This window comes from Microbacterium halophytorum (assembly GCF_002970975.1).
In the GTDB taxonomy this organism is placed as follows: domain Bacteria; phylum Actinomycetota; class Actinomycetes; order Actinomycetales; family Microbacteriaceae; genus Microbacterium; species Microbacterium halophytorum.
In genome coordinates this window covers 69,208-90,926 of the sequence record NZ_PNFA01000013.1, presented here as the reverse complement: position 1 = coordinate 90,926, position 21,719 = coordinate 69,208, and the positions used below count along the sequence as shown (strand labels likewise).

Genomic DNA, 21,719 nt, shown 5'->3' with positions numbered 1-21,719 from the left:
ATGAGCCAATCTACTGCGTCGGACTGAGCACGACCAAAAGGTCGCCCGCATCGACCTGCTGGGTCGGTGCGATCGACAAGCGCTCGACGGTGCCGTCGACCGTTGCCGTGATGGCGGCCTCCATCTTCATGGCCTCGATCGACGCGATCGCCTCGCCCGCCTTCACGACATCTCCCACGGCCGTCTTGAGCGTCACGACGCCCGCGAACGGTGCGGCAACGTGCCCTGGTCGGGACGCGTCAGCCTTCTCCGCCTGGACGACGTCGACGTCGACCGAGCGGTCGCGCACCGCAACGGGGCGGAGCTGTCCGTTGAGCGTCGTCATGACAGAGCGGATGCCCTTGTCGTCCGCCGCGCCGATCGATTCGAGGCCCGCGTACAGCTCAACGCCCTTCTCGAGCTCGACGACGTGCTCCGTGCCCGGCTGGAGGCCGTAGAGGTAGTCGGCGGTCTCGAGCAGCGAGACGTCGCCGAACTCGGCACGAGTCTGCTCGTACGCGCGCGTCGGCGCCGGGAAGAGCAGGCGGTTCAGCGTCGCCCTGCGCGCAGCGGAGTCACCGCTCAGGCCCGCCCGGTCGGCCTCGCTGAGGGGCTCGACGCCCGCCTTCGCGGAGCGCCCGGCGAGCACCTTGCTGCGGAACGGCTCCGGCCACCCTCCGGGCAGGTCGCCCAGCTCCCCCGACATGAAGCCGATCACGGAGTCGGGGATGTCGTACCGCTCTGGGTGCGCCTCGAAGTCTGCGGGGTCGGCCCTGACTGCGGCGAGCTGCAGCGCGAGGTCGCCGACGACCTTCGACGACGGCGTGACCTTCGGCACGCGGCCGAGGATGCGGTCGGCCGCCGCGTACATGTCCTCGATGAGTTCGAAGTCATCGGACAGCCCGAGCGCGATCGCCTGCTGTCGCAGGTTCGACAGCTGGCCGCCGGGGATCTCGTGCGTGTAGACGCGGCCGGTGGGCCCGTCGAGCCCCGACTCGAACGGCGCGTAGAGGCGCCGAACGGCCTGCCAGTACGGCTCGAGGTCGCTGACGGCGGCGAGCGACAGCCCGGTGTCGCGCTCCGTGTGGGCGAGCGCCGCGACGAGCGCCGACAGCGAGGGCTGGCTGGTCGTGCCCGCCATCGGCGCGCTGGCGGCGTCGACGGCGTCGGCACCGGCGGCCGAGGCCGCGAGCAGCGTCGCGAGCTGACCGCCAGGGGTGTCGTGCGTGTGCACGTGCACCGGCAGGTCGAAGCGCTCGCGCAGCGCCGTGACGAGCTTCGCCGCCGCGGCCGGCCGCAGTAGTCCCGCCATGTCCTTGACCGCGAGGACGTGCGCTCCGGCCGCCGCGATCTGCTCCGCGAGGCGCAGGTAGTAGTCGAGCGTGTACAGATCCTCAGCGGGGTTCAGCAGGTCGCCCGTGTAGCAGACGGCCACCTCCGCGACGGTGGATCCGGTGCCGAGCACGGCGTCGATCGCCGGGCGCATCTGAGACACGTCGTTGAGCGCGTCGAAGATGCGGAAGATGTCGACGCCGCTGTCGGCGGCTTCGCGCACGAACGCATCCGTCACCTCGGTGGGGTACGGCGTATACCCCACCGTGTTCCGGCCGCGCAACAGCATCTGGATGGCGACGTTCGGCAGCGCCTCGCGCAGGCGGGACAGCCGCTCCCACGGGTCCTCGCCGAGGAAGCGCAGGGCGACGTCGTAGGTCGCCCCTCCCCAGGCCTCGACCGACAGGAGCTCCGACTCGGTGCGTGCGACGTGCGGCGCGACGGCGACGAGGTCTCGCGTGCGCACCCGGGTCGCGAGCAGCGACTGGTGCGCGTCGCGGAACGTCGTCTCGGTCACGGCGAGCGGCGTCTGATCGCGCAGCGCCTTGGCGAAGCCCGCAGGCCCGAGCTCGAGCAGCCGCTGGCGCGAGCCGCTCGGCGCCGGCTGCGTGAGATCGGTCGCCGGCAGCTTCGATGCCGGTGCGTAGCCCAGGGGGTTCTCCCCATGGGGCTTGTTCACGGTCGTGTCGACGAGCCAGCCCAGCAGCTTCGAACCTCGGTCCTTCGACGTGCGCGACTTCATCAGGCCCGGTCGTTCGTCGATGAACGACGTCGACACGTCGCCCTCGATGAAATCGGCGTCCTCGAGCACCGCCTGCAGGAACGGGATGTTCGTGGCGACGCCCCGGATCCGGAACTCGGCGAGCGCGCGACGGGCGCGGGCGACGGCGGCAGGGAAGTCGCGCCCGCGGCAGGTGAGCTTGGCGAGCATCGAGTCGAAGTGCGGGCTGACCTCGCTCCCCGCCGCGGTCGTACCGCCGTCGATCCGGATGCCGCTGCCGCCGGGCGATCGATAGGTCGTGATCTTTCCGGTGTCGGGGCGGAAGCCCTGCGTCGGGTCCTCCGTCGTGATGCGGGTCTGCATCGCGGCGCCGTGGAGGCGTATGCTCCCCTGCGTGAGCCCGAGCTCGGTGAGCGTCGCGCCGGCCGCGATGCGCATCTGCGACGCGACGAGGTCGACGTCCGTGACCTCCTCCGTCACGGTGTGCTCGACCTGGATGCGGGGGTTCATCTCGATGAAGACGACCTCCCCTGCGCGCTCCCCCGCCGTCTCGAGCAGGAACTCGACGGTCCCCGCGTTCTCGTAGCCGATCGACTCGGCGAACGCGACCGCGTGCCGGTACAGATCCTCGCGGACGGCCTGATCGAGGTTCGGCGCCGGTGCGATCTCGACGACCTTCTGGTGGCGGCGCTGCACGGAGCAGTCGCGCTCGAACAGGTGCACCGTCGCGCCCTGCTTGTCGGCGAGGATCTGGACCTCGATGTGCCTGGGCCGCACGACCGCCTGCTCCAGGAACATCCGGGGGTCGCCGAAGGCGCTGTCGGCCTCCCGCATCGCGGCCTCGAGCGCTGGCCGGAGCTCCTCGAGCGTCTCGACGCGGCGCATGCCGCGGCCGCCGCCGCCCGCTACGGCCTTGGCGAAGATCGGGAAGCCGATGCGCTCCGCCTGGGCCAGGAGCTCCTCGACGTCGTCGGTCGCCGCAGTGGAGCGGAGCACGGGCACGCCCGCCGCGATCGCGTGCTCCTTCGCGGTCACCTTGTTCCCCGCCATCTCGAGCGCGCGCGGGTTCGGCCCGATGAACGCGATACCCGCCTCCGCCGCGCGCTCCGCGAGCTGCGGGTTCTCCGAGAGGAAGCCGTAGCCGGGGTAGATGGCGTCGGCGCCCGACTCCACCGCGACGCGGATGATCTCGTCGACGTCGAGGTACGCCCGCACGGGATGCCCCTCCTCGCCGATCCGGTAGGCCTCGTCCGCCTTCAACCGATGGAGCGAGTTGCGGTCCTCGTACGGGAACACGGCGACGGTGCGGGCACCGAGCTCGTACGCGGCCCGGAACGCGCGGATCGCGATCTCGCCTCGATTCGCCACCAGGATCTTGTCGAACATGGGCCTCCTCAGGCTGCGGGGTGGGCGGGACAGGGTCAGCATAGGGGACGCCGCGGGGCGCCCCGCCGGTCGCCCCCGCTCCTGAGGCGCAAGATCCGCGCTTCTTTCCGAGAAGCCGACGGTGAGACTTCTTGTCCGCCGCCGCGTCTGTCGGCCACGGTCAGGTAACGGAATGTAACGTGTAGGGGTGCACGTACTCAGCGTCAGTTCCCTCAAGGGCGGCGTCGGCAAGACGACCGTCACGCTCGGCCTCGCATCCGCCGCCTTCGCGCGCGGCCTGCGCACGCTGGTCTGCGACCTCGACCCCCAGTCGGACGTCTCGACCGGCATGGACGTCTCGACGTCCGGGCGGCTGAACATCGCCGACGTGCTCGCCTCCCCCAAGGAGAAGACGGTGCGCCAGGCGATCGCCCCGAGCGGCTGGTCGAAGGTGCACTCCGGGAAGATCGACGTGCTGCTCGGCAGCCCGTCCGCCATCAACTTCGACGGCCCGCACCCCAGCGTGCGCGACGTCTGGAAGCTCGAAGAGGCGCTCGCGATGCTCGAGAGCGAGTACGACCTCGTGCTGATCGACTGCGCCCCGTCGCTGAACGCGCTGACCCGCACGGCGTGGGCGGCGAGCGACCGCGTCGCCGTCGTCACGGAGCCCGGCCTGTTCTCGGTCGCCGCCGCCGACCGCGCGCTGCGCGCCATCGAGGAGATCCGCCGCGGCCTCTCCCCGCGCCTGCAGCCCCTCGGCATCGTCGTCAACCGCGTGCGCGGCCAGTCGATCGAGCATCAGTTCCGCATCAAGGAGCTGCGCGATATGTTCGGCCCGCTCGTGCTCGACCCCCAGCTGCCCGAGCGCACGTCGCTGCAGCAGGCGCAGGGCGCCGCGAAGCCCCTGCACGTGTGGCCGGGCGAATCGGCCCAGGAGCTGGCGGGCGACTTCGACGCGCTGCTCGACCGGGTGATGCGCTCGGGCCGCATCCCCGACCCGCGCGACAGCTGAGACGAGAAGAGCCCCGGATGATCATCATCCGGGGCTCTTGCCGTAGCTACGGCGCGCGGTGCGCGCGTCAGGCGGAGCGCTTGGACCTGCGCGCCGCGAGCTCGTCGACGGGGTCGGGCGCCGTGGGGTCGAAGTCGACGAGCGTCGTCTCGACCTCGCGCAGGACCTTGCCGACCGCGATGCCGAACACTCCCTGCCCGCGGCTGACCAGGTCGATCACCTCGTCGTTCGATGTGCACAGGTACACGGAGGCGCCGTCGCTCATGAGCGTGATGCCCGCGAGGTCGTGAACGCCCGCGGCGCGCAGCTGCTCGACGGCTGTGCGGATCTGCTGGAGCGAGATGCCGGTGTCGAGGAGCCGCTTGACGAGCTTGAGAACGAGGATGTCGCGGAAGCCGTAGAGGCGCTGCGAGCCGGAGCCGGCGGCGTTCCTGATCGTCGGGACGACGAGCTCGGTGCGCGCCCAGTAGTCGAGCTGGCGATACGTGATGCCCGCTGCGCGCGCGGCGATCGCACCGCGGTAGCCGGCGTCGGGGTCGAGGTCGGGCAGGCCGTCGGTGAAGAGGACATCGACGGCGAACCCGGGCTCCGCCGGCGTGCGATCGGTCATGTTCTCCCCTTCATCCTTCAACATCAACTCAAAGCTACGCCCGCACCCGGTGCCCGGCAACGACATCCGGATCGTGTCGCCCGTGTGTCTCGCGAGCGTTACCGAAGCGAGACATCGCACCGCCGAGTCCGCGCGGCCGCGGGAGCGAACCGTTCGAACGCCGGCGCATGGCGATCAGTCGAGGAGGCGGGCGATGGCGTCGGCCACGAAGACCGAGCGGATGTCGTCGAGCCGGGCCGCCAGCTCGGGCGCGAGCTCGCTCGCCTTGGCGCGCGACGCCGCGTCCGTCCGGCGCAGCAGCGCCGACATCGAGCGTTCGACGAGGGCCGCCTCGCGCTCGGCGGTCTGGCGCAGGCCGCGCACGTGGCGCGGTTCGATGCCGTGGCGGTCGAGCGCGACGAGCGTGGAGAGCAGCTTCGCGTCGCGCTCCGTGTACGTGCGGCCGGCGTCGATGATGCCCGTGCTGATGGCGTCGTTGAGCAGCTGCGGCGCGGCGCCCGCGGCGGCGAGCAGCTCGGCGCGGTCGTAGTGCGTGCCCGTCGAGTGGATCGACGGCGGGGCCACCGGCGGGCCCGCCCCCTCACCGGCATCGGCGCGCTCGAGGTGCTCGCGGATGACGTTCAGCGGCAGGTAGTGATCGCGCTGCAGCGTCAGGGCGAAGCGCAGGCGCTCGAGGTCGTCGTCGGAGAACTTCCGGTAACCGCTCGCTGTGCGCTGCGGCGAGACGATTCCCTGCACCTCGAGGAAGCGCAGCTTGCTCGAGGTCAGCTGCGGGAAATCGGGCTGAAGGCGCGCGAGGACCTGGCCGATGCTCAGCAGGCCCGCCGTGGCCGCCGCATCGCGCTGCGCGGGCGAGCCCACGCTCACCCCTGCGCGGAGAGGTCGTGCGGGGAGCGGAAGAAGTTCACGCGGAACTTGCCGATGCGCACCTCTGCGCCGTTGTGCAGCGCGCCGCGGTCGACGCGATCGCCGTCGAGGTAGGTGCCGTTCAGCGAGCGCTGGTCGACGATCTCGAACGTCGCCCCCTCGCGCAGCACCTGCGCGTGGCGCCGGGAGACGGTGACGTCGTCCAGGAAGATGTCGGCGTCGGGGTGGCGGCCGACCGTCGTGACGTCGGAGTCGAGGAGGTAGCGGGCTCCGGCGAGCGGGCCGGAGCGCACGACGAGCAGCGCCGAGCGGCTCGGCAGCGACTGGATCGCCTCGAGCTCGGCGGCGGAGAGCTCACCGGCGAACGGCACGTAGGAGAGGTCGGAGTCGTGGCTCTGCGTGTTCGGCTCACCGCCGCCGTCCTGCAGGAGCACTCGCCCCAGATCGGCCGCCGTCGTGGCCGGGAATTGTGTGTCTGACACGCGGTCCTCCTCCATTCGGTCCAGCGTATCTGATCCGAGCCTGGGCTCGGATCGAGCTCCGTCGTGCGTCGGGCCGCACGACCCGCGGTCGCGGGCGGAACCTCATCAAGCCTCGATTCTCCCGCATGGACCGGGCCCGCCACAAGAGCGCATCGGGCGGCGCGTCTTCGGATTCCGGATGCAGTGCCCGGTCAGGAAGCCGGGGCTATCGTCGCGGGCATGGACACCGCGCGCGCTCTCACCCGCCGCGGCTCTCGGACCGCGCTCGTCGCGGCCGCCGCCGCGACCCTCGTCTTCCTGCCGCTGGCGACATCCGCCCCCGCGTCGGCGCACGACCAGCTCGTCGCGTCCGACCCCGCGGCGGACAGCACCGTCGAGGTGCTCCCCGACGAGCTCACGCTCGTCTTCAGCGGCGAGCTGATCGACGCGGGCGACGGCACCGCCGTCGAGGTCCTCTCCCCCGCGGGTGATGACGTCGCGGGCGATCCGGAGCTCTCCGGCACGGACGTCACGGTTCCGCTCGCGGGCGGCGCCGCCGGCGAGTACGAGGTGACGTGGCGCGTCGTGTCCAACGACGGCCACCCGATCGACGGGACGTTCTCGTTCGCCGCCGAGACGGCATCGGCCGCCGACGCCGCGGGCTCCGACGGAGCAGCGGAACAGACGGACGAGGCGACCGCCGACGCGAGCGGTTCCGAAGACGCGGACGCGCCCGCCGACGCGGGCGGCGCGGAGGAGGCCGACGCCGCCGAGGGCGCCCCGGCCGGAGCCGATTCCTTCCAGCGCAACCTGCCGTGGATCGTCGGCGGGCTCGTCGTGGTCGCCGGTGGCGGCGCCGTGATCGCGATGGCGGTGCTGCGCACGCGCCGCGGCTATCCGCCGGCCGGCGACGCACGCACAGATGATCCGGCGGGCGGCGACCCCGATTCGGAGCGATAGGATCGGTCCATGGCTCATTACGACGTCGTCATTCTCGGAGCGGGCCCCGGCGGATACGTTGCCGCCGTGCGCGCCGCACAGCTCGGACTCAACACCGCGATCATCGAGGAGAAGTACTGGGGCGGTGTCTGCCTCAACGTCGGCTGCATCCCCTCGAAGTCGCTCCTGAAGAACGCCGAGGTGGCCCACACCTTCAACCACAAGGCCGACTTCTTCGGCATCTCGGGCGACGTCTCGTTCGACTTCGGGGCCGCGTTCGACCGCAGCCGCAAGGTCGCGGAGACGCACGTCAAGGGAATCCACTTCCTGATGAAGAAGAACAAGGTCACCGAGTACGACGGGCGGGGCACCTTCACGGGCCCGAAGTCGATCTCGGTCGCCTCCAGCGACGGCGGCGTCGAGGAGGTCACGTTCGACAACGTGATCATCGCGACGGGTTCGACCGTGCGTTCGCTCCCCGGGATCGAGCTCAGCGAGAACGTCGTGTCGTTCGAGGAGCAGATCCTGACGCGCGACCTGCCGTCCTCGATCGTCATCGTCGGCGCCGGTGCCATCGGCATGGAGTTCGCCTACGTGCTGAGCAACTACGGCGTCAAGGTCACGGTCGTCGAGTTCCTCGACCGGGTGCTCCCGAACGAGGACCCGGATGTCTCGAAGGAGCTGACGAAGCAGTACAAGAAGCTCGGCATCGACATCCTGACGTCCACCGGCGTCAAGACGGTCGACGACAACGGCTCCGGCGTGCACGTCACGTACGAGACGCGCGACGGTCAGACCGGCGAGATCGACGCCGACAAGGTCCTGATGTCGGTCGGGTTCGCCCCCCGCGTCGAGGGCTTCGGCCTCGACAAGACGGGCGTGGAGCTCACCGAGCGCGGTGCGATCGGCATCGATGACTACATGCGCACCAACGTCGAGGGCATCTACGCGATCGGCGACGTCACGGCGAAGCTGCAGCTCGCCCACGTCGCCGAGGCGCAGGCCGTCGTCGCGGCCGAGACGATCGGCAAGGCCGAGACGCAGACGCTGGGCGACTACCGCATGATGCCCCGCGCCACGTTCTGCCAGCCGCAGGTGGCCAGCTTCGGCCTCACGGAGGAGCAGGCCAAGGCCGAGGGCCACGAGATCAAGGTCGCGAAGTTCCCGTTCAGCGCGAACGGCAAGGCGAACGGCCTCGGCGAGCCCGTCGGCTTCGTCAAGCTGATCGCCGACGCGGAGCACCTCGAGCTGCTCGGCGCTCACATGATCGGCCCCGACGTGTCGGAGCTCCTTCCCGAGCTGACGCTCGCGCAGAAGTGGGACATCACGGCCGTCGAGGCGGCCCGCAACGTCCACACGCACCCGACCCTGTCGGAGACCCTGCAGGAGGGCTTCCACGGCCTGATGGGCCACTTCATCAACATGTGACGACGCCCGCTCACGCGGAAGGCGCCCCGCTCTGCGGGGCGCCTTCCGCGTTCCTGCCGTGTGTGCGTCAGCGCCCGAGGGCGCGCGCGAGCTTCGAGGCGGAAGCGGCGGGGCGGGCGCCCGCCTCCTCTGCGGCCGCCGCGACGGCCGCGAAGAACGCGTCCCGGGCCGCCGGTTCCTGCGGGCCGGCGGGGCCGAGCTCGATCTCCCACTCGGCCCATGCGCGGTCGACGCCGGAGCGCAGGTCGGTGGCCCGCACCCGGTCGTCGACGAACTCCGCGACGACGTGCCCTTCCTCGTCGCGCAGTTCGTACGCCGTGCGGTCGTTCACGATGCGCGCGAGGGGCTCGAGCGGCTCGGTCGCCCACGGCGCGATCTCGGCGAGCAGGGCATCCGGGGCCCGATCGCCCTCGCCGAGCGGCCAACCGAGCTCGGTGCGCCCGCCGTCGACGAGCGGCCCCTTGATGTGCCACCCGGCATCCGGGCCCCCCGTCCGCCGGCGCACGGCGACGCCCGCCCGCGCGAGCGCCGCGTCGGTCGTGTCGAGGTACATCGCGTCGAGGTGGCGCGCCTCACCGGGCGAGACCGACGCGACACCGGGGATGCCGCCCCAGTTCGGCAGCGGCGTGCCCTCGTCGACGTCGAACTTCTTCTCGATCTCGACCGAGCGCGACGGCTCGGCCTGCGGGGTTGCGGCCATGCGTCGAGTCTATCGACGCTCCTCGCCTGTCGTTGCGGCGCTCGCAGCCGCCTTCGCGCGGCGCTCGTTGATGCGGCGCCGCTCCTCGGCCTCGGCCTCGCGCGCGGCCTTGAGCGCGTCGACCGAGACGCGCACCTCGCGCTCCGCCGCCCGCACGGCGCGCTGTTTCAGGGTCTCCGCACCGTAGCGAGCGGCGACGCGCTCCTCGTTCTCCTCGACCGTGAGCGCGATGAAGGCGCTCGAGATCAGCACGACCTGTGCCGAGAGGTTGAACCACAGAAGCAGCGCGATGAGCGAGGCGAACGAGGTCAGCAGCGGATTCGACGGGGCGCCGCCCGCGAACAGGCTGGACAGCTGCTGCAGGGCGACCAGGCCGATCGCGCCGAGCAGGGAGCCCGGCAGGAGCGTGCGCACCGACACCTTGACGCCCGACTGCAGCCAGAACAGCCAGGCGATGATGACGGCGTCGATGATGTAGGTCACGAGGACCGTGCCGATCATCGTGACGACCCCGGATACGCCGCCGGCATCGAGCCCGAGCCACCCGAGGACGTTGTCGGTGAACGTCATGCCGAGGAACGTCAGCACGGTGCTCCCGGCGATCAGGACCCCGATCGACAGCGCGAACAGCAGGTCGAGCAGGCGCGTGATCACCATCGATTCCGACGGGTTGCTGCCCGTGATGGCCCGCAGCGACAGGCGGAGGTTGCCGACGGCGCTGACGAGGGCCCAGAGCAGGGCGACGACGGCGGCAATGCTCGCCACCGTGAAACCGGTGCTCAGCGTCGTGATCTCGGAGACGTCGATGAGCGCGCTGCCGTCGGTCCCGACGAGCCCTGGTACGAGCTGGTCGATCGACTGGATCATCGCCTCCCACAAGTCGTCGCGGCCGGCGATCCAGAGCGACGCGAACGAGAAGCCCAGGAACACCGCCGCGAACACGGCGAAAAGCATCCGGTACGTGATCGCCGCCGCGAGCAGCGTGCCGTGGGCGTCGGTGTACATCAGCACGGCGCGCGCGAGCCGCAGCTTCAGGCCCCACGCGATGATCGCGCCGACGGTGTCCAGGATCTTCCCCACGCCCCCACGCTACCGGGCGCCCTGCGCCGGGGAGCGGGCGCGCGCCGGGCCGCCGCTGATGCGCGAGCCGCAGCGCGCCGCGAGGGTTCACGCGAGAAGCGGCCCGACGCATGCCCCGAGGAGCATGAACGGGCCGAACGCGATGCGCGTCTCGCGTCGGGCCCTGCGGGCGGCGACGAGCGCGAGGGCGGCCCCGCCGCCGAGGACGAAGGCCGCCGCCGCGCCCACGGCGAACGCACCCCACCCGTGCCAGGCGGTCAGCAGTCCGACGAGCAGGGCGAGCTTGACGTCGCCGCCGCCCATTCCGCGCCCCGCGCCCCACAGCACGAGGTAGAACCCGCCGAGCAGGCCCGCGCCGAGCGCTCCCCGAACGAGCGGCTCCGCCCCCGCGCCGGTCTCGGCCGCGCCCGCCAGCAGCACCGCGACGGCGGCCGTCGCCGGCAGTACGACACGATTCGGGATGCGGTGCTCGAGCATGTCGCTCCGGATGATCGCGAGTGCCGCGAGCGCGAAGGCCGCGTGCGCGAGCACCTCGAGCATCCGTTCCATGCCGTCAGGCTAGGCGGCCCCGCGGGGGTGGCGTTCGTGCCTGTGGATGGGCGAACCCGCCGTGCGGGTCGCCGCGGGCGCTACTCGCCCATCCGGTTGCGCGTGCGCATGGCGCGCTCGGCGTCGCGCTTGTCCTGCCGCTCCCGCAGAGTCTGGCGCTTGTCGTACTGCGTCTTGCCCTTGGCGACACCGATCTCGACCTTCGCACGACCGTCGACGAAGTACAGCTTCAGCGGCACGAGCGTGTAGCCGCCCGCTGCGGCCTTGTGGCTGAGCTTGGCGATCTCGTCTTTGTGCAGGAGGAGCTTGCGGTTGCGCTTGGCCGCGTGGTTCGTCCACGTGCCGTTGGAGTACTGCGGGATGTTCACCTGATCGAGCCAGGCCTCGCCGCGGTCGATGTACGCGTAGCCGTCGGTGAGGTTGGCATGGCCCTCCCGCAGCGACTTGACCTCGGTGCCCTGCAGCACGAGCCCCGCCTCGTAGGTCTTCTCGATCTCGTACTCGTGACGGGCGCGCCGATTGACCGCGACGGTCCGCTGATTCGGATCCTGTGCGGACTTCTTCTGCTTCTTCGCCATTCCAGCCTCCCCGGCGCTCCCAACGGCCAGCCCACCATCCTACCCTGTGCTCGGAGGTGCGCTCCTGCGACGCTCAATCGCGTGCTCAGGCGCGAGTCAGGTCCGGAGCCAGCGGCGGATGGCGATGCCCGCGGAGACCCAGGCGAGCACCACGCCGAGTACGATCACGACGGCGACCACCCAGATCGCCTCCTGCATTCCGACCCACGGGACGGGACCCATCCGGTCGGCGAGATAGCCGCTCACCCCGAAGTGCACCATCGCGATGATCGCGCCGCTGGCGAAGATCGACCCGATGAGCGACGCGATGACGCCCTCGAGGACGAACGGCGTCTGGATCGCGCGGTTCGAGGCACCGACCAGGCGCATGATGCCGACCTCGCGCCGCCGCGCGTACGCGGACAGGCGGATGGTCGTTCCGATCAGCAGCACGGCGGAGATCAGCATGAGCGCGGCGATGCCGACCGCGATGTACGTCGCGATCGCGAGCGCCGAGAACAGCGGCTGCAGGTAGGCCATCTGGTTCGAGACCTCTTCGACGCCGTCGACGTCGCTGAACGCCTCGACGACGGCCTCGGCGTTGGCGGGGTCGTCCGGCGCGACGAGCGTGATGTGGAACACCGCGTTCGTCCATTCCTCGTTCAGGCTCTCGGCCTGCTCGGGGAAGTTCTCGACGTAGGCCGCGTAGGCGTCGGCCTGCGACTCGAAGGTGTAGTCCTGGATCAGGGGGTTGAGCGTGTCGGCGTCGAGCATCGCCTCGACCTCGGCGACCTGCTCGTCCGTCGCGGACCCGTCGACGCAGGTGTCCGTGGACGAGATGTCGGAGCAGAGGTAGATGTCGACCTGCGCGCGGTCCTGGAAGTAGTCGCGCATCGTCGAGACCTGCGCCTGCATCAGGATCGCGGCACCGACGAAGGTCAGGGAGACGAACGTCACCAGGATGACCGACACGACCATCGAGAGGTTGCGGCGCAGGCCGGAGAAGGCTTCGCCGAGGATGAGGCCGATGTTCACGAGGTGGGCCCTACTTCCTGGTCGTCACCCGTCAGGCCCAGCCGATCGGCGACCCCCGGTTCGGTGCCCGGCACGGGCTCAGGGGGCTCCGGCGCGGCGGTGGGCTCGGGCTCGGCGATGCTCGCTGGGCTCGAGGAAGCGGCTTCCGCGGGCTCGCCGAGCGCTGCCTCGGCTCCGCCGATCGGAGCCGCGTCCGCGCCGTCGGACATCCGCTCCTCCGCCTCGCGCTGCGCCGCCTGGACGGCCGTGAGCGCCGCGGTCGATTCGGCGCCCTTCTCGGTCTGCATCCGGATGCGCTGGAGCGCCGAGCTGTCGCCGTAGCCGCCCGTCGCCTCGTCGCGCACGACGCGGCCGTCGGCGAGCTCGATGACGCGGCGGCGCATCCGGTCGACGATCGCGGCCTCGTGCGTCGCCATCACGATGGTCGTCCCGCCCTCGTTGATGAGCGCGAGCAGGTCCATGATGTCGGCGGACGTCTTGGGGTCGAGGTTGCCGGTCGGCTCGTCGGCGAGCATCACCTGCGGGCTGTTCACGAGGGCCCGCGCGATCGCGACGCGCTGCTGCTCGCCGCCGGAGAGTTCGTGCGGCATCCGCTTCGCCTTGTCCTTCAGGCCCACGCGGTCGAGCGCCTCCGGGACGGCCTGCTTGACCATGGCACGGGATGCGCCGATGACCTGCAGGGCGAACGCGACGTTCTGGAAGACGTTCTTCGCCGGCAGAAGCCGGAAGTCCTGGAAGACCGAGCCGATGTTCCTGCGGAAGAACGGGGTGCGCCGGTTCGAGAGCGTGCTGGTGTCGCGGCCGAGGGCGAGCACGTCGCCGCTCGACGGCACCTCCTCGCGCAGGATGAGGCGGAGGCACGACGACTTGCCCGAGCCCGACGGGCCGACGAGGAAGACGAACTCGCCTCGGGCGATGTTGAAGGTGACGTCGTCTAGGGCGGGGGCCGCCGCTCCGCGATAGCGCTTTGTGACGTGTTCGAACCGGATCATGGCGTACCCAGGCTATGCGCGCGCACCTCGGCGCCCCCGCGCGACACACCCGAGCCCACCTGCGATCTCCCTGGCAACGTCGGCGCTGCCACGCCCATGCAGCAGGGCCGCGGCTGCTCACACCCGCGGCCCCACGAAGCGCGAGGGTCAGTCGTCGTCGGGCATGTCCTCCAGCTCTTTGCCCTTCGTCTCGCGCACCTTGGAGATCACGAACACCAACGACAGCGCGCTGAACCCGGCGTAGAGGCCATAGGCGAGGCTGAGCGAGATGTCGCTGAGCCACGGGAAGGTGGTCGACACCGCGAAGTTCGCAACCCACTGGGCCGCGGCCGCGACGGCGAGTGCGCTCGCACGGATGCGGTTCGGGAACATCTCGCCGAGCAGCACCCAGACGATCGGGCCCCAGGTCGCGCCGAAGCCGACGACGAACAGGTTCGCTGCGATCAGGGCGATCACCGACCACGGCGCTTCGAGGGAGGCGGTCGTGGTGCCGTCGGCGGCCGTGACGAGGTCGGCGAACGAGAACGCGACGGCCATGATGCCCAATGCGATCGTCATGATGATCGAGCCCGCGATCAGCAGCGCCTTCCGGCCCACCCTGTCCACGAGGAGGATCGCGACGATCGTGACCACGATGTTGGTCACCGAAGTGATGACGCTCGTCATCAGCGCGCTGTCCTCGCTGAAGCCGACGGAGCGCCACAGCGTCGTCGAGTAGTAGAAGATGACGTTGATGCCGACGAACTGCTGGAAGACGCTCAGCAGAATGCCGACCCAGACGATGGGACGCAACCCGAGCGTGCGACCGCGCAGGTCGCGCAGCGACTCGTTCTTCTCGTCGTGCAGCGATTCCCGGATCTGGACCACCCTGGTATTGACGTCCGGCTCGCCCGTGAAATCCAGCAGAACGCGCGAAGCGCCATCGATATCGCCCTTGTGCACGAGGTAGCGCGGCGATTCCGGCAGGCGGAACGCGAGGATGCCGTAGACGAGTGCGGGAACGGCCTCGGCCATGAACATCCAGCGCCAGGTCTCGATGCCGAACCAATACGCCTCGGCGGCACCGCCGGACGATGCGGCGAGAACGGCGTTCGTGAGCAGGGCGGCGAAGATGCCGAGCACGATCGCGAGCTGCTGCAACGACCCGAGGCGGCCGCGGACGCGGGCGGGCGAGACCTCCGCGATGTATGCGGGCGCGATCACGGACGCGGCGCCGACGCCGAGGCCGCCGACGGCGCGCCAGATCATCAGATCGACGACACCGAACGCGAGCCCGGAGCCGATCGCCGAGATCAAGAAGAGGACGGCGGCGACCACCATCACGGGAACGCGGCCGAATCGGTTCGCGATGCTGCCGGCGAACCAGGCGCCGACAGCGCACCCGAGGAGCGCGATCGACACCGCGAAGCCCTGCAGCGCGGAGCCGAGCGCGAACTCCGACGAGAGCGCGTCGACGGCGCCGTTGATCACGGAGGTGTCGTAGCCGAAGAGGAAGCCGCCGAGGGCCGCCGCGATCGCGATTCCGATGACCCGCCCGCTGATGCGGGAGGGAAGCGTGTCTGACATGGATGTCCGATCTCGTGGATCGCCCGCCACGGCGCGGATGATGGCGCACTGCGGCAGGCGGGACGGAGCGCCGCCATGGCGCTGGTGCGCCGACACTCTACCCCGTCCCGGCGGCTGTGTCCCTCTCCGCGCCCCGCACACCGTGCATTCGCCGGGCCCCTCGCCTACCGCAGCCCGGCCTCGTAGACCCGGCGCGCGAGCTGCACCCGGTTGTCGGCGGCGAACTTCGCGAAGAGGTGGCCGATGTGGGTCTTCACGGTCGCGACGCCGATGAAGAGCTCGGCGGCGATCTCGGAGTTCGACAGGCCCCGTGCGACGGCCGCGGCGACCTCGCGTTCGCGCTCGGTCAGCGACTCCACGAGCGCGCGGGCGTCGCCGGACGGGGCGTGCGCCCTCGTCGCCGCGGCGATCAGCTGATGCGTCACGCTCGGCGAGAGCATCGGCTCGCCCCGTGCGACGCGCCTGACCGCGTCGACGAGGTCGGCGGGAGGCGTGTCCTTCAGCAGGAACCCCGCCGCGCCGTCCCGCAGCGCCGCGAGCACCATGTCGTCTGCGTCGAACGTCGTCAGCACGATGACGCGCGTCGCGGACCCGCTGGCCGAGATCTCGCGCACCGCGGCCAGGCCGTCGAGCACGGGCATCCGGATGTCCATGAGGGCAATGTGCGGACGCTCGCGCGCGACGAGGTCGACGCCCTCCCGGCCATTCGCGGCCTCCGCGACGACATCGATGCCCTGGTCGCCGCCGAGCATCATCGTCAGGCCCGCACGCACGAGCGGGTCGTCGTCGACGACCACGACCCTGATCGCGTCAGTCATCCGTGCTCTCTCCCCAGGGCAGCCACGCGCGCACCGCGAATCCGTTCTTCCCGTTCGGACCGTAGTCGATCGTGCCTCCCGCGAGGCCGACGCGCTCGGCGAGCCCCGCGAGCCCCATGCCCGCACCGCCGACGCCCGCGGGGCCGGGAGCGCGGCCCGGCGAGCCGTTCGTCACCTCGACCGCCAGGAGTCCGCCGGGACGCCCGCCGATGCGCACGCGGATCGGTGCGCCCGGAGCGTGCTTGCGGGCGTTCGTCAGCGCCTCCTGCACGACGCGGAATGCGGTGCGGGAGACGAGGTCGGGCGGCTGCTCCCGCTCGGCGTCCTCGGCCCCGACGACCGCGAACGGTCCCTCCCCGTCGATCGATGCCCCCGCCGACCGCGCCTCGTCGAACAGGGCGGGCAGTGCGGCGAGGGTCGGCTGCGGTGCCTCGACGCCCCCGTCCGGCGCCTTCAGCACGCCGAGCACCTGGCGCAGCTCCGCCATCGCCAGGCGGGCGTTGTCCTGTACGAGCACGGCGGTGCGCCGCGTCTCGTCGCGGGTGAGGTCCTCGCGGTGCGTGAGCGCGCCCGCGTGCATCGCGACGAGCGAGATGCGGTGCGCGAGCACATCGTGCATCTCGCGGGCGATCCGGGTGCGCTCACCGGCCTGGGCCGCCCTGACCTGCAGCTCGCGCTCGTGCTCGGCTTCGACGGCGCGGTCGTGCAGGGACGACAGCAGGGCGCGCCGGGCGCCGATGTAGAGGCCGAACGTCACGGGGACGATGGCGGCGATGATCACCACGGGGAGCAGGATCCAGAACGAGACCGGCTCCAGGGCGACCCCGGGGATGAGGTACTCGTAGGCGCACGCCGCCCCGACCATCGCGACGGTGTTGGCGACGATCGGCGCCCACCGCCGGTGGGTCGCGTTCGAGACCGCGGCGAGCTGTGCCGGCCCCGCGTACGTCATCGCGGAGACCGCGCCGAGCAGCGAGGTCGTGATCGCGATGACCGCAGGCGCTCGTCGGCGCAGCGGCAGTAGGAACGTCGCGACGACGAAGACCACGGCGTCGAGCAGCGCCAGCCCGAAGAGCGCGGCGGAGGCCGCATCCGACGCGTTCGTCGTCTCGATCTCGGTCGCCACGAAGCCGTAGCCGATCACCCACGCGAACAGCCCTGACGCGACCACCACGAGGTAGCGCCAGACGCGCGACCAGGTTCCGAGGCGCGCTCCTGTCGCGTACTCGATCCGTGCGGGCGCTGTCGTCACCATTCGACCCTACTGATGCGGCCGGTCCGTTCCCTCCCCCGTTCGGCTCGACCGCATCCACCGAAGGGCGGACCGGGAAGAGACCCCGGTCCGATGCGCCGCCGTGCCGCCGCGCGGGAGCGTTGAGGCATGATCGAAGCGAAGGAACTGACCAAGAAGTACGGATCGACCGTCGCCGTGGACCGCGTGTCGTTCACGGCGAAGCCCTACCGCGTGACGGGATTCCTCGGCCCGAACGGCGCCGGCAAGTCGACGACGATGCGAATGCTCGTCGGGTTCGCACGCCCCGACTCCGGCGAGTCGCGCATCCTCGGGGTGCCGTTCACGGAGGTGCCGAACCCCGGCCGCCACGTGGGGGTGCTACTCGACGCATCCGCCATGCACAAGGGGCGCACGGGGCGCGAGACGCTCGCCCTGGCCGCGATGACGATGGGCCTCGGACCGGACGCGATCGACAGGGCGATCGACCGCGTCGGCCTGACGAAGAAGGAGGCCGCCCGGCGCACGGGCGGTTACTCGCTCGGCATGCGCCAGCGGCTCGGGATCGCCCAGGCCCTGCTCGCCGACCCGGCCGTGCTGATCCTGGACGAACCGGCGAACGGCCTCGATCCGTCCGGCATCCGATGGATGCGGGACCTGGTGCGGGGCTTCGCCGACGAGGGCGGCACGGTGCTCCTGTCGTCGCACCAGCTCGCCGAGCTCGACCAGATCGCCGACGACGTCGTGATCATGGGAGGCGGGCGCGTGCTCGCCGAGGGTCCCAAGGCGGACCTCACCGCCGACGGATCGCTCGAGGACCTGTTCTTCGGCGCCACGTCGGGTCGGGGCCGCGAGGGGGCGAGCGCATGAGCGACGTCCTCGCGGGCCGCCGGATCCCGTTCCTCCGCCACGCTCGCGTCGAGCTGCGCAAGCAACTCGACACGCGCGCGGGCCTGTGGATCCTGATCGCGATCGCCCTGATCACGATCGGCGGCGCGGTCCTGCCGCTGTGGATCCTCGAGCCGGACGGTCTCACCTGGCGCGCGTTCATCGACTTCTCGTCCGGCGGGTGGGGGATCCTGCTTCCGTTCGTCGGCGTCATGGCCGCAACGAGCGAGTGGAGCCAGCGCACGGGGCTCACCACTTTCGCGCTCGAGCCCCGGCGGACGCTCGTGAACATCGCGAAGCTCGCGTCCGCGCTGCTGCTCGGTGCGGTCCTGGTGGCGGCGAGCTTCGCCGCGGCCGCCGCCGTCAATCTGATCGGCATCGCCGCGTTCGGCGGCGACGGCTCTTGGACCCTCGACGCCGGCTACGTGCTCGGCCAGGTCGCGACGCTGACGATCTATGTTGCGCTGGGCGTGGGCGTCGGGCTCGCTCTGCTCAGCACCCCGCTCGCGATCGTCGCGTTCATCGTGCTGCCGCTCGCGGTGAGCGTGCTCGCGATGATCCCAGCCCTCGCGGATCTCGTGCCGTGGCTCGACCTGTCCGGCGCGACGCTGCCGCTCGTATCCGGATCGATGAGCGGCGAGGATTGGGCGCAGCTGGGCACCGTCGTCGCGCTGTGGTGCCTCGCGCCGTTGGGCTTCGGGCTCTGGCGCACGGCGCGCCGCGAGGTCGCGTAGGCCAGGAACCAGCGGCGCGGACCGGCCGCGGGCGGTCGCCTCGACAGGCGGTCTCCCGCGGCCGGTTGCGCGCCTACGCGTTCGCCGCGCGCACCTCCAGGTCGCGGCGCAGGTGGTCGCGCTGCTCGATGACGAGGCGGCGCAGCGACCCCGGCGCGTCCTCGTTCTCCGCGAGCCACGCGTCAGCCAGGGCGAGGTCGCCCCGCTGCGGGAAGAGATCGCGCACGAGGCGGCGGGCGATCTCGATGCTGCGCGTCGCCCACGTCTCGCGGAGCCGCGCGAAGTAGTCGGCGTCGAAGCGCTCGATCAGGTCGCGGCGCCCACCGGCCGCGACGCCGTCGATCGTCGCCTGCAGGTGGTCGTTGCTGAGCGCTGCATCCGTCCACGCCGCCTCCCACGCCGCCGCGCGCACGTCGGCTTCGGGGCGCGAGGCCATGACCTCGACCCACGCCGTGCGGCCCGAGAGCGTGTCGTCGCGCTCGAGCTCCGCCGCGGCGTCGGCCTCGGTCGCGCGCCCCGTCGCGGCGAGCGCCGTCAGCAGGCTCCAGCGCAGGTCGGCGTCGAGCGGCAGCCCGGCGGGAACGCCGCGCCCGTCGAGCATGCCCCTGATCTCATCGGCGCGATGCGCGTCGCGGCTCGCGGCCGCCGCGAGCGCGCGGGCCCATGCCAGCTGCGCGTCGCTGCCAGGGGTCGCCGCGCCCATTCCCTGCCACGTCGCCTCCAGCCACGTGCGCTCCTCTGCCCGCTTCGCGGCATCCGGAACGTAGTGTCCGACGGCGAAGCCGGCGTTCGCGAGCGTCTGCGTGAGGAGGCCGACGTGGGCCTCGGCCGGCGCGTGGCGGCGGACGATCTCGAGGTAGCGCGCGGCGGGCAGCTCGCCGTCGCGCGTCGCGTTCCACAGCGCCGACCACACGAGGCCGCGGGCGAGGTCGTCGTCGATCGTCGACAGCGCCTCGGCGGCCGCGTCCACCGAGCGCGCGTCGAGGCGCGCCTTGGCGTAGCTGAGGTCGCCGTCGTTGGGGAGCACGAGGTCGGCGCCGCGCACGGCGGCGGCCGTGAGGCCCGCGAACGCCGTGCGCTCCTTCCGGATGTCGAGGTCGATCAGGCTCGTGCGCGACAGGCGGCCGCCCGTCATCCGGTACAGCCCCACGCCGACGCGGTGCGGCCGCGGGTCCGTCTGGGTGAGCGCGGCGCCCTCGCCGTCGCGGTCGACCGCGAGGGTCGACATGCCGGAGGTCTCGAGCCACGCCGACGCCCAGCCGCGCACGTCGCGGCCCGAGACCTCGGCCAGCGGAGCGAGCAGGTCGTCGAGCGTCGTGCTTCCGAACGCATGCGCCGCGAAGTACCGGCGAGCGGCTTCGAAGAACGCCTCCTCGCCGACGAACGCGACGAGCTGCTTCAGCACGGACGCGCCCTTCGCATAGGTGATGCCGTCGAAGTTCAGCTTCGCGGCCTCCAGGTCGGGGATGTCGGCGACGATCGGGTGCGTCGTCGGCAGCTGGTCGGCCTGGTAGGCCCAGGCCTTGCGCCGGTTCGCGAACGACACCCACGCATCGGTGTACTCCGTGGCAGCCGCCGACGCGTGCGAGCCCATGTAGTCGGCGAACGACTCCTTCAGCCAGAGGTCGTCCCACCAGCGCATGGTCGCGAGGTCGCCGAACCACATGTGCGCCATCTCGTGCAGGATCGTGTTGGCCCGGCCCTCGTGCTGGGCGCGGGTCGCGGCGCCGCGGAACACATAGCTCTCGGTGAAGGTGACGAGGCCGGGGTTCTCCATCGCGCCGAGGTTGTACTCGGGGACGAAGATCTGGTCGTACTTGCCCCACGGGTACGGGTAGGCGAAGGCGTCGTCGAAGAAGCCCAGCCCCTGCCGCGTGACCTCGAGGATGTTCTCGGCGTCGAGGTGCTCGGCCAGCGATGCGCGGCACAGCACGCCCAGCTCAACGCGCTGCCCGTCGCGGGCCCACTCCCCCGCGACGCGATGGTACGGGCCGGCGGCGACGGCCGTGATGTAGCTCGGGATCGGCAGGGTCTCGGCGAAGCGCACGGTCTGCCGCCCGCCGTCGTCGTGCCTCTCGGCGGCCGGAGCGTTGTTGAGCAGCGTCCAGCCGGCGGGTGCCGTGATCTCGAAGGTCCAGGGCGCCTTCATGTCCGGCTGCTCGAAGCAGGGGTTGACGCGGCGCGAGTCGGCCGGCTCGTACTGCGTGTACAGGTACGTCTCGCCGTCGACGGGGTCGACGAAGCGGTGCAGGCCCTCGCCGGAGCGGCTGTACGCGCCCGCGGCGACGATCCGGATGGTGCTGCTCCCGCTCGCGAGCCCCGTCACACGGATGCGCGCGCCGTCCCACTCGACGTCGCGCCGTTCGCCGTTGACCGACACCTCGGACACGGCCTCGCCGAGGAAGTCGACCCAGGTCTCGGGCGCCTCGGTCTCGATGTCGAGCTCGCACGTGACGCCGAAGCCCGTGGCATCCGGCTCGGGAGCGCTCGTGACATCGAGGAAGACGCGCTGTGCGCGCAGCCGGATCGCGGCGGCGCGGGCCGCAGTCTCTTCACGGGTGAGGTTGGCGGAGGCGTTCGGATTCGTCACCCGTCAATGCTCGCAGACGGCGCCGCCACCGCTCTCCCTCACCCTCCGCCGCGGTGACGATATCCGCGCCAGATCGGTCGATTTCTCCGCGTCATCTGCGACCGCGGCCGGGCGCGGCGGGGCAGGAGGGGCCGGATGAGTGGACGCGGCGGCGGGAGTCGGACCCGCTGCGCAGCAGGTTATGAACCAGTGCCCGGAACCGTCCGGATCGCCGCGGAGCACCTCCAAGCTAGCGAGCACGCCGCTCCCTGTCACCGGATGCTGC

Annotated in this window: 19 protein-coding genes and 1 tRNA gene; 5 read left to right on the top strand and 15 right to left on the bottom strand. The window is 71.3% G+C overall.

Translation table 11 applies throughout. The annotated features are described in order from the left end of the window. Positions 1-10: 10 nt before the first annotated feature. Entirely contained in the window at positions 11-3,418 is a 3,408-nt protein-coding gene (locus tag C0010_RS12455) for a pyruvate carboxylase (RefSeq protein WP_105567412.1), read from the bottom strand. A gap of 187 nt (positions 3,419-3,605) precedes the next feature. Between C0010_RS12455 and C0010_RS12450 the strand changes: the two genes are divergently transcribed. Beyond that, the gene (locus C0010_RS12450) at positions 3,606-4,409 is read left to right on the top strand and encodes a ParA family protein (RefSeq protein WP_105567411.1); all 804 of its coding nucleotides are present in this window, start codon (positions 3,606-3,608) and stop codon (positions 4,407-4,409) included. 67 nt (positions 4,410-4,476) lie between these two features. Here C0010_RS12450 and C0010_RS12445 read toward each other — a convergent pair whose 3' ends face one another. From C0010_RS12445 to C0010_RS12435, 3 genes are all read right to left on the bottom strand, one after another. Further along, positions 4,477-5,019, bottom strand: coding sequence for a MerR family transcriptional regulator (locus C0010_RS12445; RefSeq protein ID WP_105567410.1), 543 nt, complete (start codon positions 5,017-5,019; stop codon positions 4,477-4,479). A gap of 174 nt (positions 5,020-5,193) precedes the next feature. Continuing rightward, positions 5,194-5,880 (bottom strand): transcriptional regulator FtsR, encoded by a 687-nt coding sequence (gene ftsR / locus C0010_RS12440; RefSeq protein ID WP_105567409.1) that lies wholly within the window; start codon positions 5,878-5,880, stop codon positions 5,194-5,196. 2 nt (positions 5,881-5,882) lie between these two features. Next, entirely contained in the window at positions 5,883-6,320 is a 438-nt protein-coding gene (locus C0010_RS12435; protein WP_232531951.1) for an FHA domain-containing protein, read from the bottom strand. A gap of 267 nt (positions 6,321-6,587) precedes the next feature. Between C0010_RS12435 and C0010_RS12430 the strand changes: the two genes are divergently transcribed. Both C0010_RS12430 and lpdA read left to right on the top strand, forming a co-directional pair. Next, positions 6,588-7,307, top strand: coding sequence for a copper resistance CopC family protein (locus C0010_RS12430; RefSeq protein ID WP_105567407.1), 720 nt, complete (start codon positions 6,588-6,590; stop codon positions 7,305-7,307). 9 nt (positions 7,308-7,316) lie between these two features. Next, the gene (gene lpdA, locus C0010_RS12425) at positions 7,317-8,714 is read left to right on the top strand and encodes a dihydrolipoyl dehydrogenase (protein ID WP_105567406.1); all 1,398 of its coding nucleotides are present in this window, start codon (positions 7,317-7,319) and stop codon (positions 8,712-8,714) included. A 67-nt stretch (positions 8,715-8,781) separates the two neighbouring features. Here the strand turns inward: lpdA and C0010_RS12420 are convergent, their stop codons facing one another. The 9 genes from C0010_RS12420 to C0010_RS12380 form a co-directional block, all read right to left on the bottom strand. Continuing rightward, on the bottom strand, positions 8,782-9,414 hold the full coding sequence (locus C0010_RS12420) for a CYTH domain-containing protein (protein ID WP_105567405.1): 633 nt from the start codon (positions 9,412-9,414) through the stop codon (positions 8,782-8,784). Between the two features lie 9 nt (positions 9,415-9,423). Further along, on the bottom strand, positions 9,424-10,494 hold the full coding sequence (locus tag C0010_RS12415; RefSeq protein WP_105567404.1) for a YihY/virulence factor BrkB family protein: 1,071 nt from the start codon (positions 10,492-10,494) through the stop codon (positions 9,424-9,426). A gap of 87 nt (positions 10,495-10,581) precedes the next feature. Next, positions 10,582-11,043 carry a prepilin peptidase gene (locus C0010_RS12410; protein ID WP_105567403.1) on the bottom strand — a complete coding sequence of 154 codons (462 nt, stop codon included), beginning with the start codon at positions 11,041-11,043 and terminating at the stop codon, positions 10,582-10,584. A gap of 80 nt (positions 11,044-11,123) precedes the next feature. Then, on the bottom strand, positions 11,124-11,621 hold the full coding sequence (gene smpB, locus C0010_RS12405) for an SsrA-binding protein SmpB (protein WP_105567402.1): 498 nt from the start codon (positions 11,619-11,621) through the stop codon (positions 11,124-11,126). 96 nt (positions 11,622-11,717) lie between these two features. Then, complete coding sequence (gene ftsX, locus C0010_RS12400) at positions 11,718-12,635, bottom strand: permease-like cell division protein FtsX (protein ID WP_105567401.1); 918 nt, start codon at positions 12,633-12,635, stop codon at positions 11,718-11,720. Then, positions 12,632-13,627 (bottom strand): cell division ATP-binding protein FtsE, encoded by a 996-nt coding sequence (gene ftsE / locus C0010_RS12395; protein ID WP_105567400.1) that lies wholly within the window; start codon positions 13,625-13,627, stop codon positions 12,632-12,634. Before ftsE ends, ftsX begins: the two co-directional genes overlap by 4 nt. A 147-nt stretch (positions 13,628-13,774) precedes the next feature. Further along, positions 13,775-15,193 (bottom strand): sugar porter family MFS transporter, encoded by a 1,419-nt coding sequence (locus C0010_RS12390; RefSeq protein WP_105567399.1) that lies wholly within the window; start codon positions 15,191-15,193, stop codon positions 13,775-13,777. Positions 15,194-15,357: 164 nt separating this feature from the next. Then, complete coding sequence (locus tag C0010_RS12385; protein ID WP_105567398.1) at positions 15,358-16,011, bottom strand: response regulator; 654 nt, start codon at positions 16,009-16,011, stop codon at positions 15,358-15,360. Beyond that, positions 16,004-17,263 (bottom strand): sensor histidine kinase, encoded by a 1,260-nt coding sequence (locus C0010_RS12380; RefSeq protein WP_158685498.1) that lies wholly within the window; start codon positions 17,261-17,263, stop codon positions 16,004-16,006. Before C0010_RS12380 ends, C0010_RS12385 begins: the two co-directional genes overlap by 8 nt. Positions 17,264-17,392: 129 nt before the next feature. Here C0010_RS12380 and C0010_RS12375 point away from each other — a divergent pair, with 129 nt between their 5' ends. Beyond that, positions 17,393-18,112 carry an ABC transporter ATP-binding protein gene (locus C0010_RS12375; RefSeq protein ID WP_105567396.1) on the top strand — a complete coding sequence of 240 codons (720 nt, stop codon included), beginning with the start codon at positions 17,393-17,395 and terminating at the stop codon, positions 18,110-18,112. Continuing rightward, positions 18,109-18,864, top strand: a complete 756-nt coding sequence (locus C0010_RS12370; protein WP_105567395.1) for an ABC transporter permease — start codon at positions 18,109-18,111, stop codon at positions 18,862-18,864. The genes C0010_RS12375 and C0010_RS12370 overlap by 4 nt, the downstream gene beginning before the upstream one ends. Positions 18,865-18,937: 73 nt before the next feature. On the opposite strand, the gene pepN is transcribed toward C0010_RS12370, so the two are convergent. Then, positions 18,938-21,454, bottom strand: a complete 2,517-nt coding sequence (gene pepN, locus C0010_RS12365) for an aminopeptidase N (RefSeq protein ID WP_105567394.1) — start codon at positions 21,452-21,454, stop codon at positions 18,938-18,940. 140 nt (positions 21,455-21,594) lie between these two features. Further along, positions 21,595-21,670 (bottom strand) — tRNA-Met (locus tag C0010_RS15050). Positions 21,671-21,719 lie beyond the last annotated feature (49 nt).

What these genes read in the sequence shown, in the direction of transcription:
- C0010_RS12390 (WP_105567399.1), bottom strand. Translation starts at nt 15,193, where the DNA reads ATGTCAGACACGCTTCCCTCCCGCATCAGCGGGCGGGTCATCGGAATC.
- C0010_RS12445 (WP_105567410.1), bottom strand. Translation starts at nt 5,019, where the DNA reads ATGACCGATCGCACGCCGGCGGAGCCCGGGTTCGCCGTCGATGTCCTC.
- C0010_RS12430 (WP_105567407.1), top strand. Translation starts at nt 6,588, where the DNA reads ATGGACACCGCGCGCGCTCTCACCCGCCGCGGCTCTCGGACCGCGCTC.
- C0010_RS12375 (WP_105567396.1), top strand. Translation starts at nt 17,393, where the DNA reads ATGATCGAAGCGAAGGAACTGACCAAGAAGTACGGATCGACCGTCGCC.
- C0010_RS12370 (WP_105567395.1), top strand. Translation starts at nt 18,109, where the DNA reads ATGAGCGACGTCCTCGCGGGCCGCCGGATCCCGTTCCTCCGCCACGCT.
- C0010_RS12455 (WP_105567412.1), bottom strand. Translation starts at nt 3,418, where the DNA reads ATGTTCGACAAGATCCTGGTGGCGAATCGAGGCGAGATCGCGATCCGC.
- smpB (WP_105567402.1), bottom strand. Translation starts at nt 11,621, where the DNA reads ATGGCGAAGAAGCAGAAGAAGTCCGCACAGGATCCGAATCAGCGGACC.
- ftsE (WP_105567400.1), bottom strand. Translation starts at nt 13,627, where the DNA reads ATGATCCGGTTCGAACACGTCACAAAGCGCTATCGCGGAGCGGCGGCC.
- C0010_RS12385 (WP_105567398.1), bottom strand. Translation starts at nt 16,011, where the DNA reads ATGACTGACGCGATCAGGGTCGTGGTCGTCGACGACGACCCGCTCGTG.
- C0010_RS12420 (WP_105567405.1), bottom strand. Translation starts at nt 9,414, where the DNA reads ATGGCCGCAACCCCGCAGGCCGAGCCGTCGCGCTCGGTCGAGATCGAG.
- lpdA (WP_105567406.1), top strand. Translation starts at nt 7,317, where the DNA reads ATGGCTCATTACGACGTCGTCATTCTCGGAGCGGGCCCCGGCGGATAC.
- C0010_RS12410 (WP_105567403.1), bottom strand. Translation starts at nt 11,043, where the DNA reads ATGGAACGGATGCTCGAGGTGCTCGCGCACGCGGCCTTCGCGCTCGCG.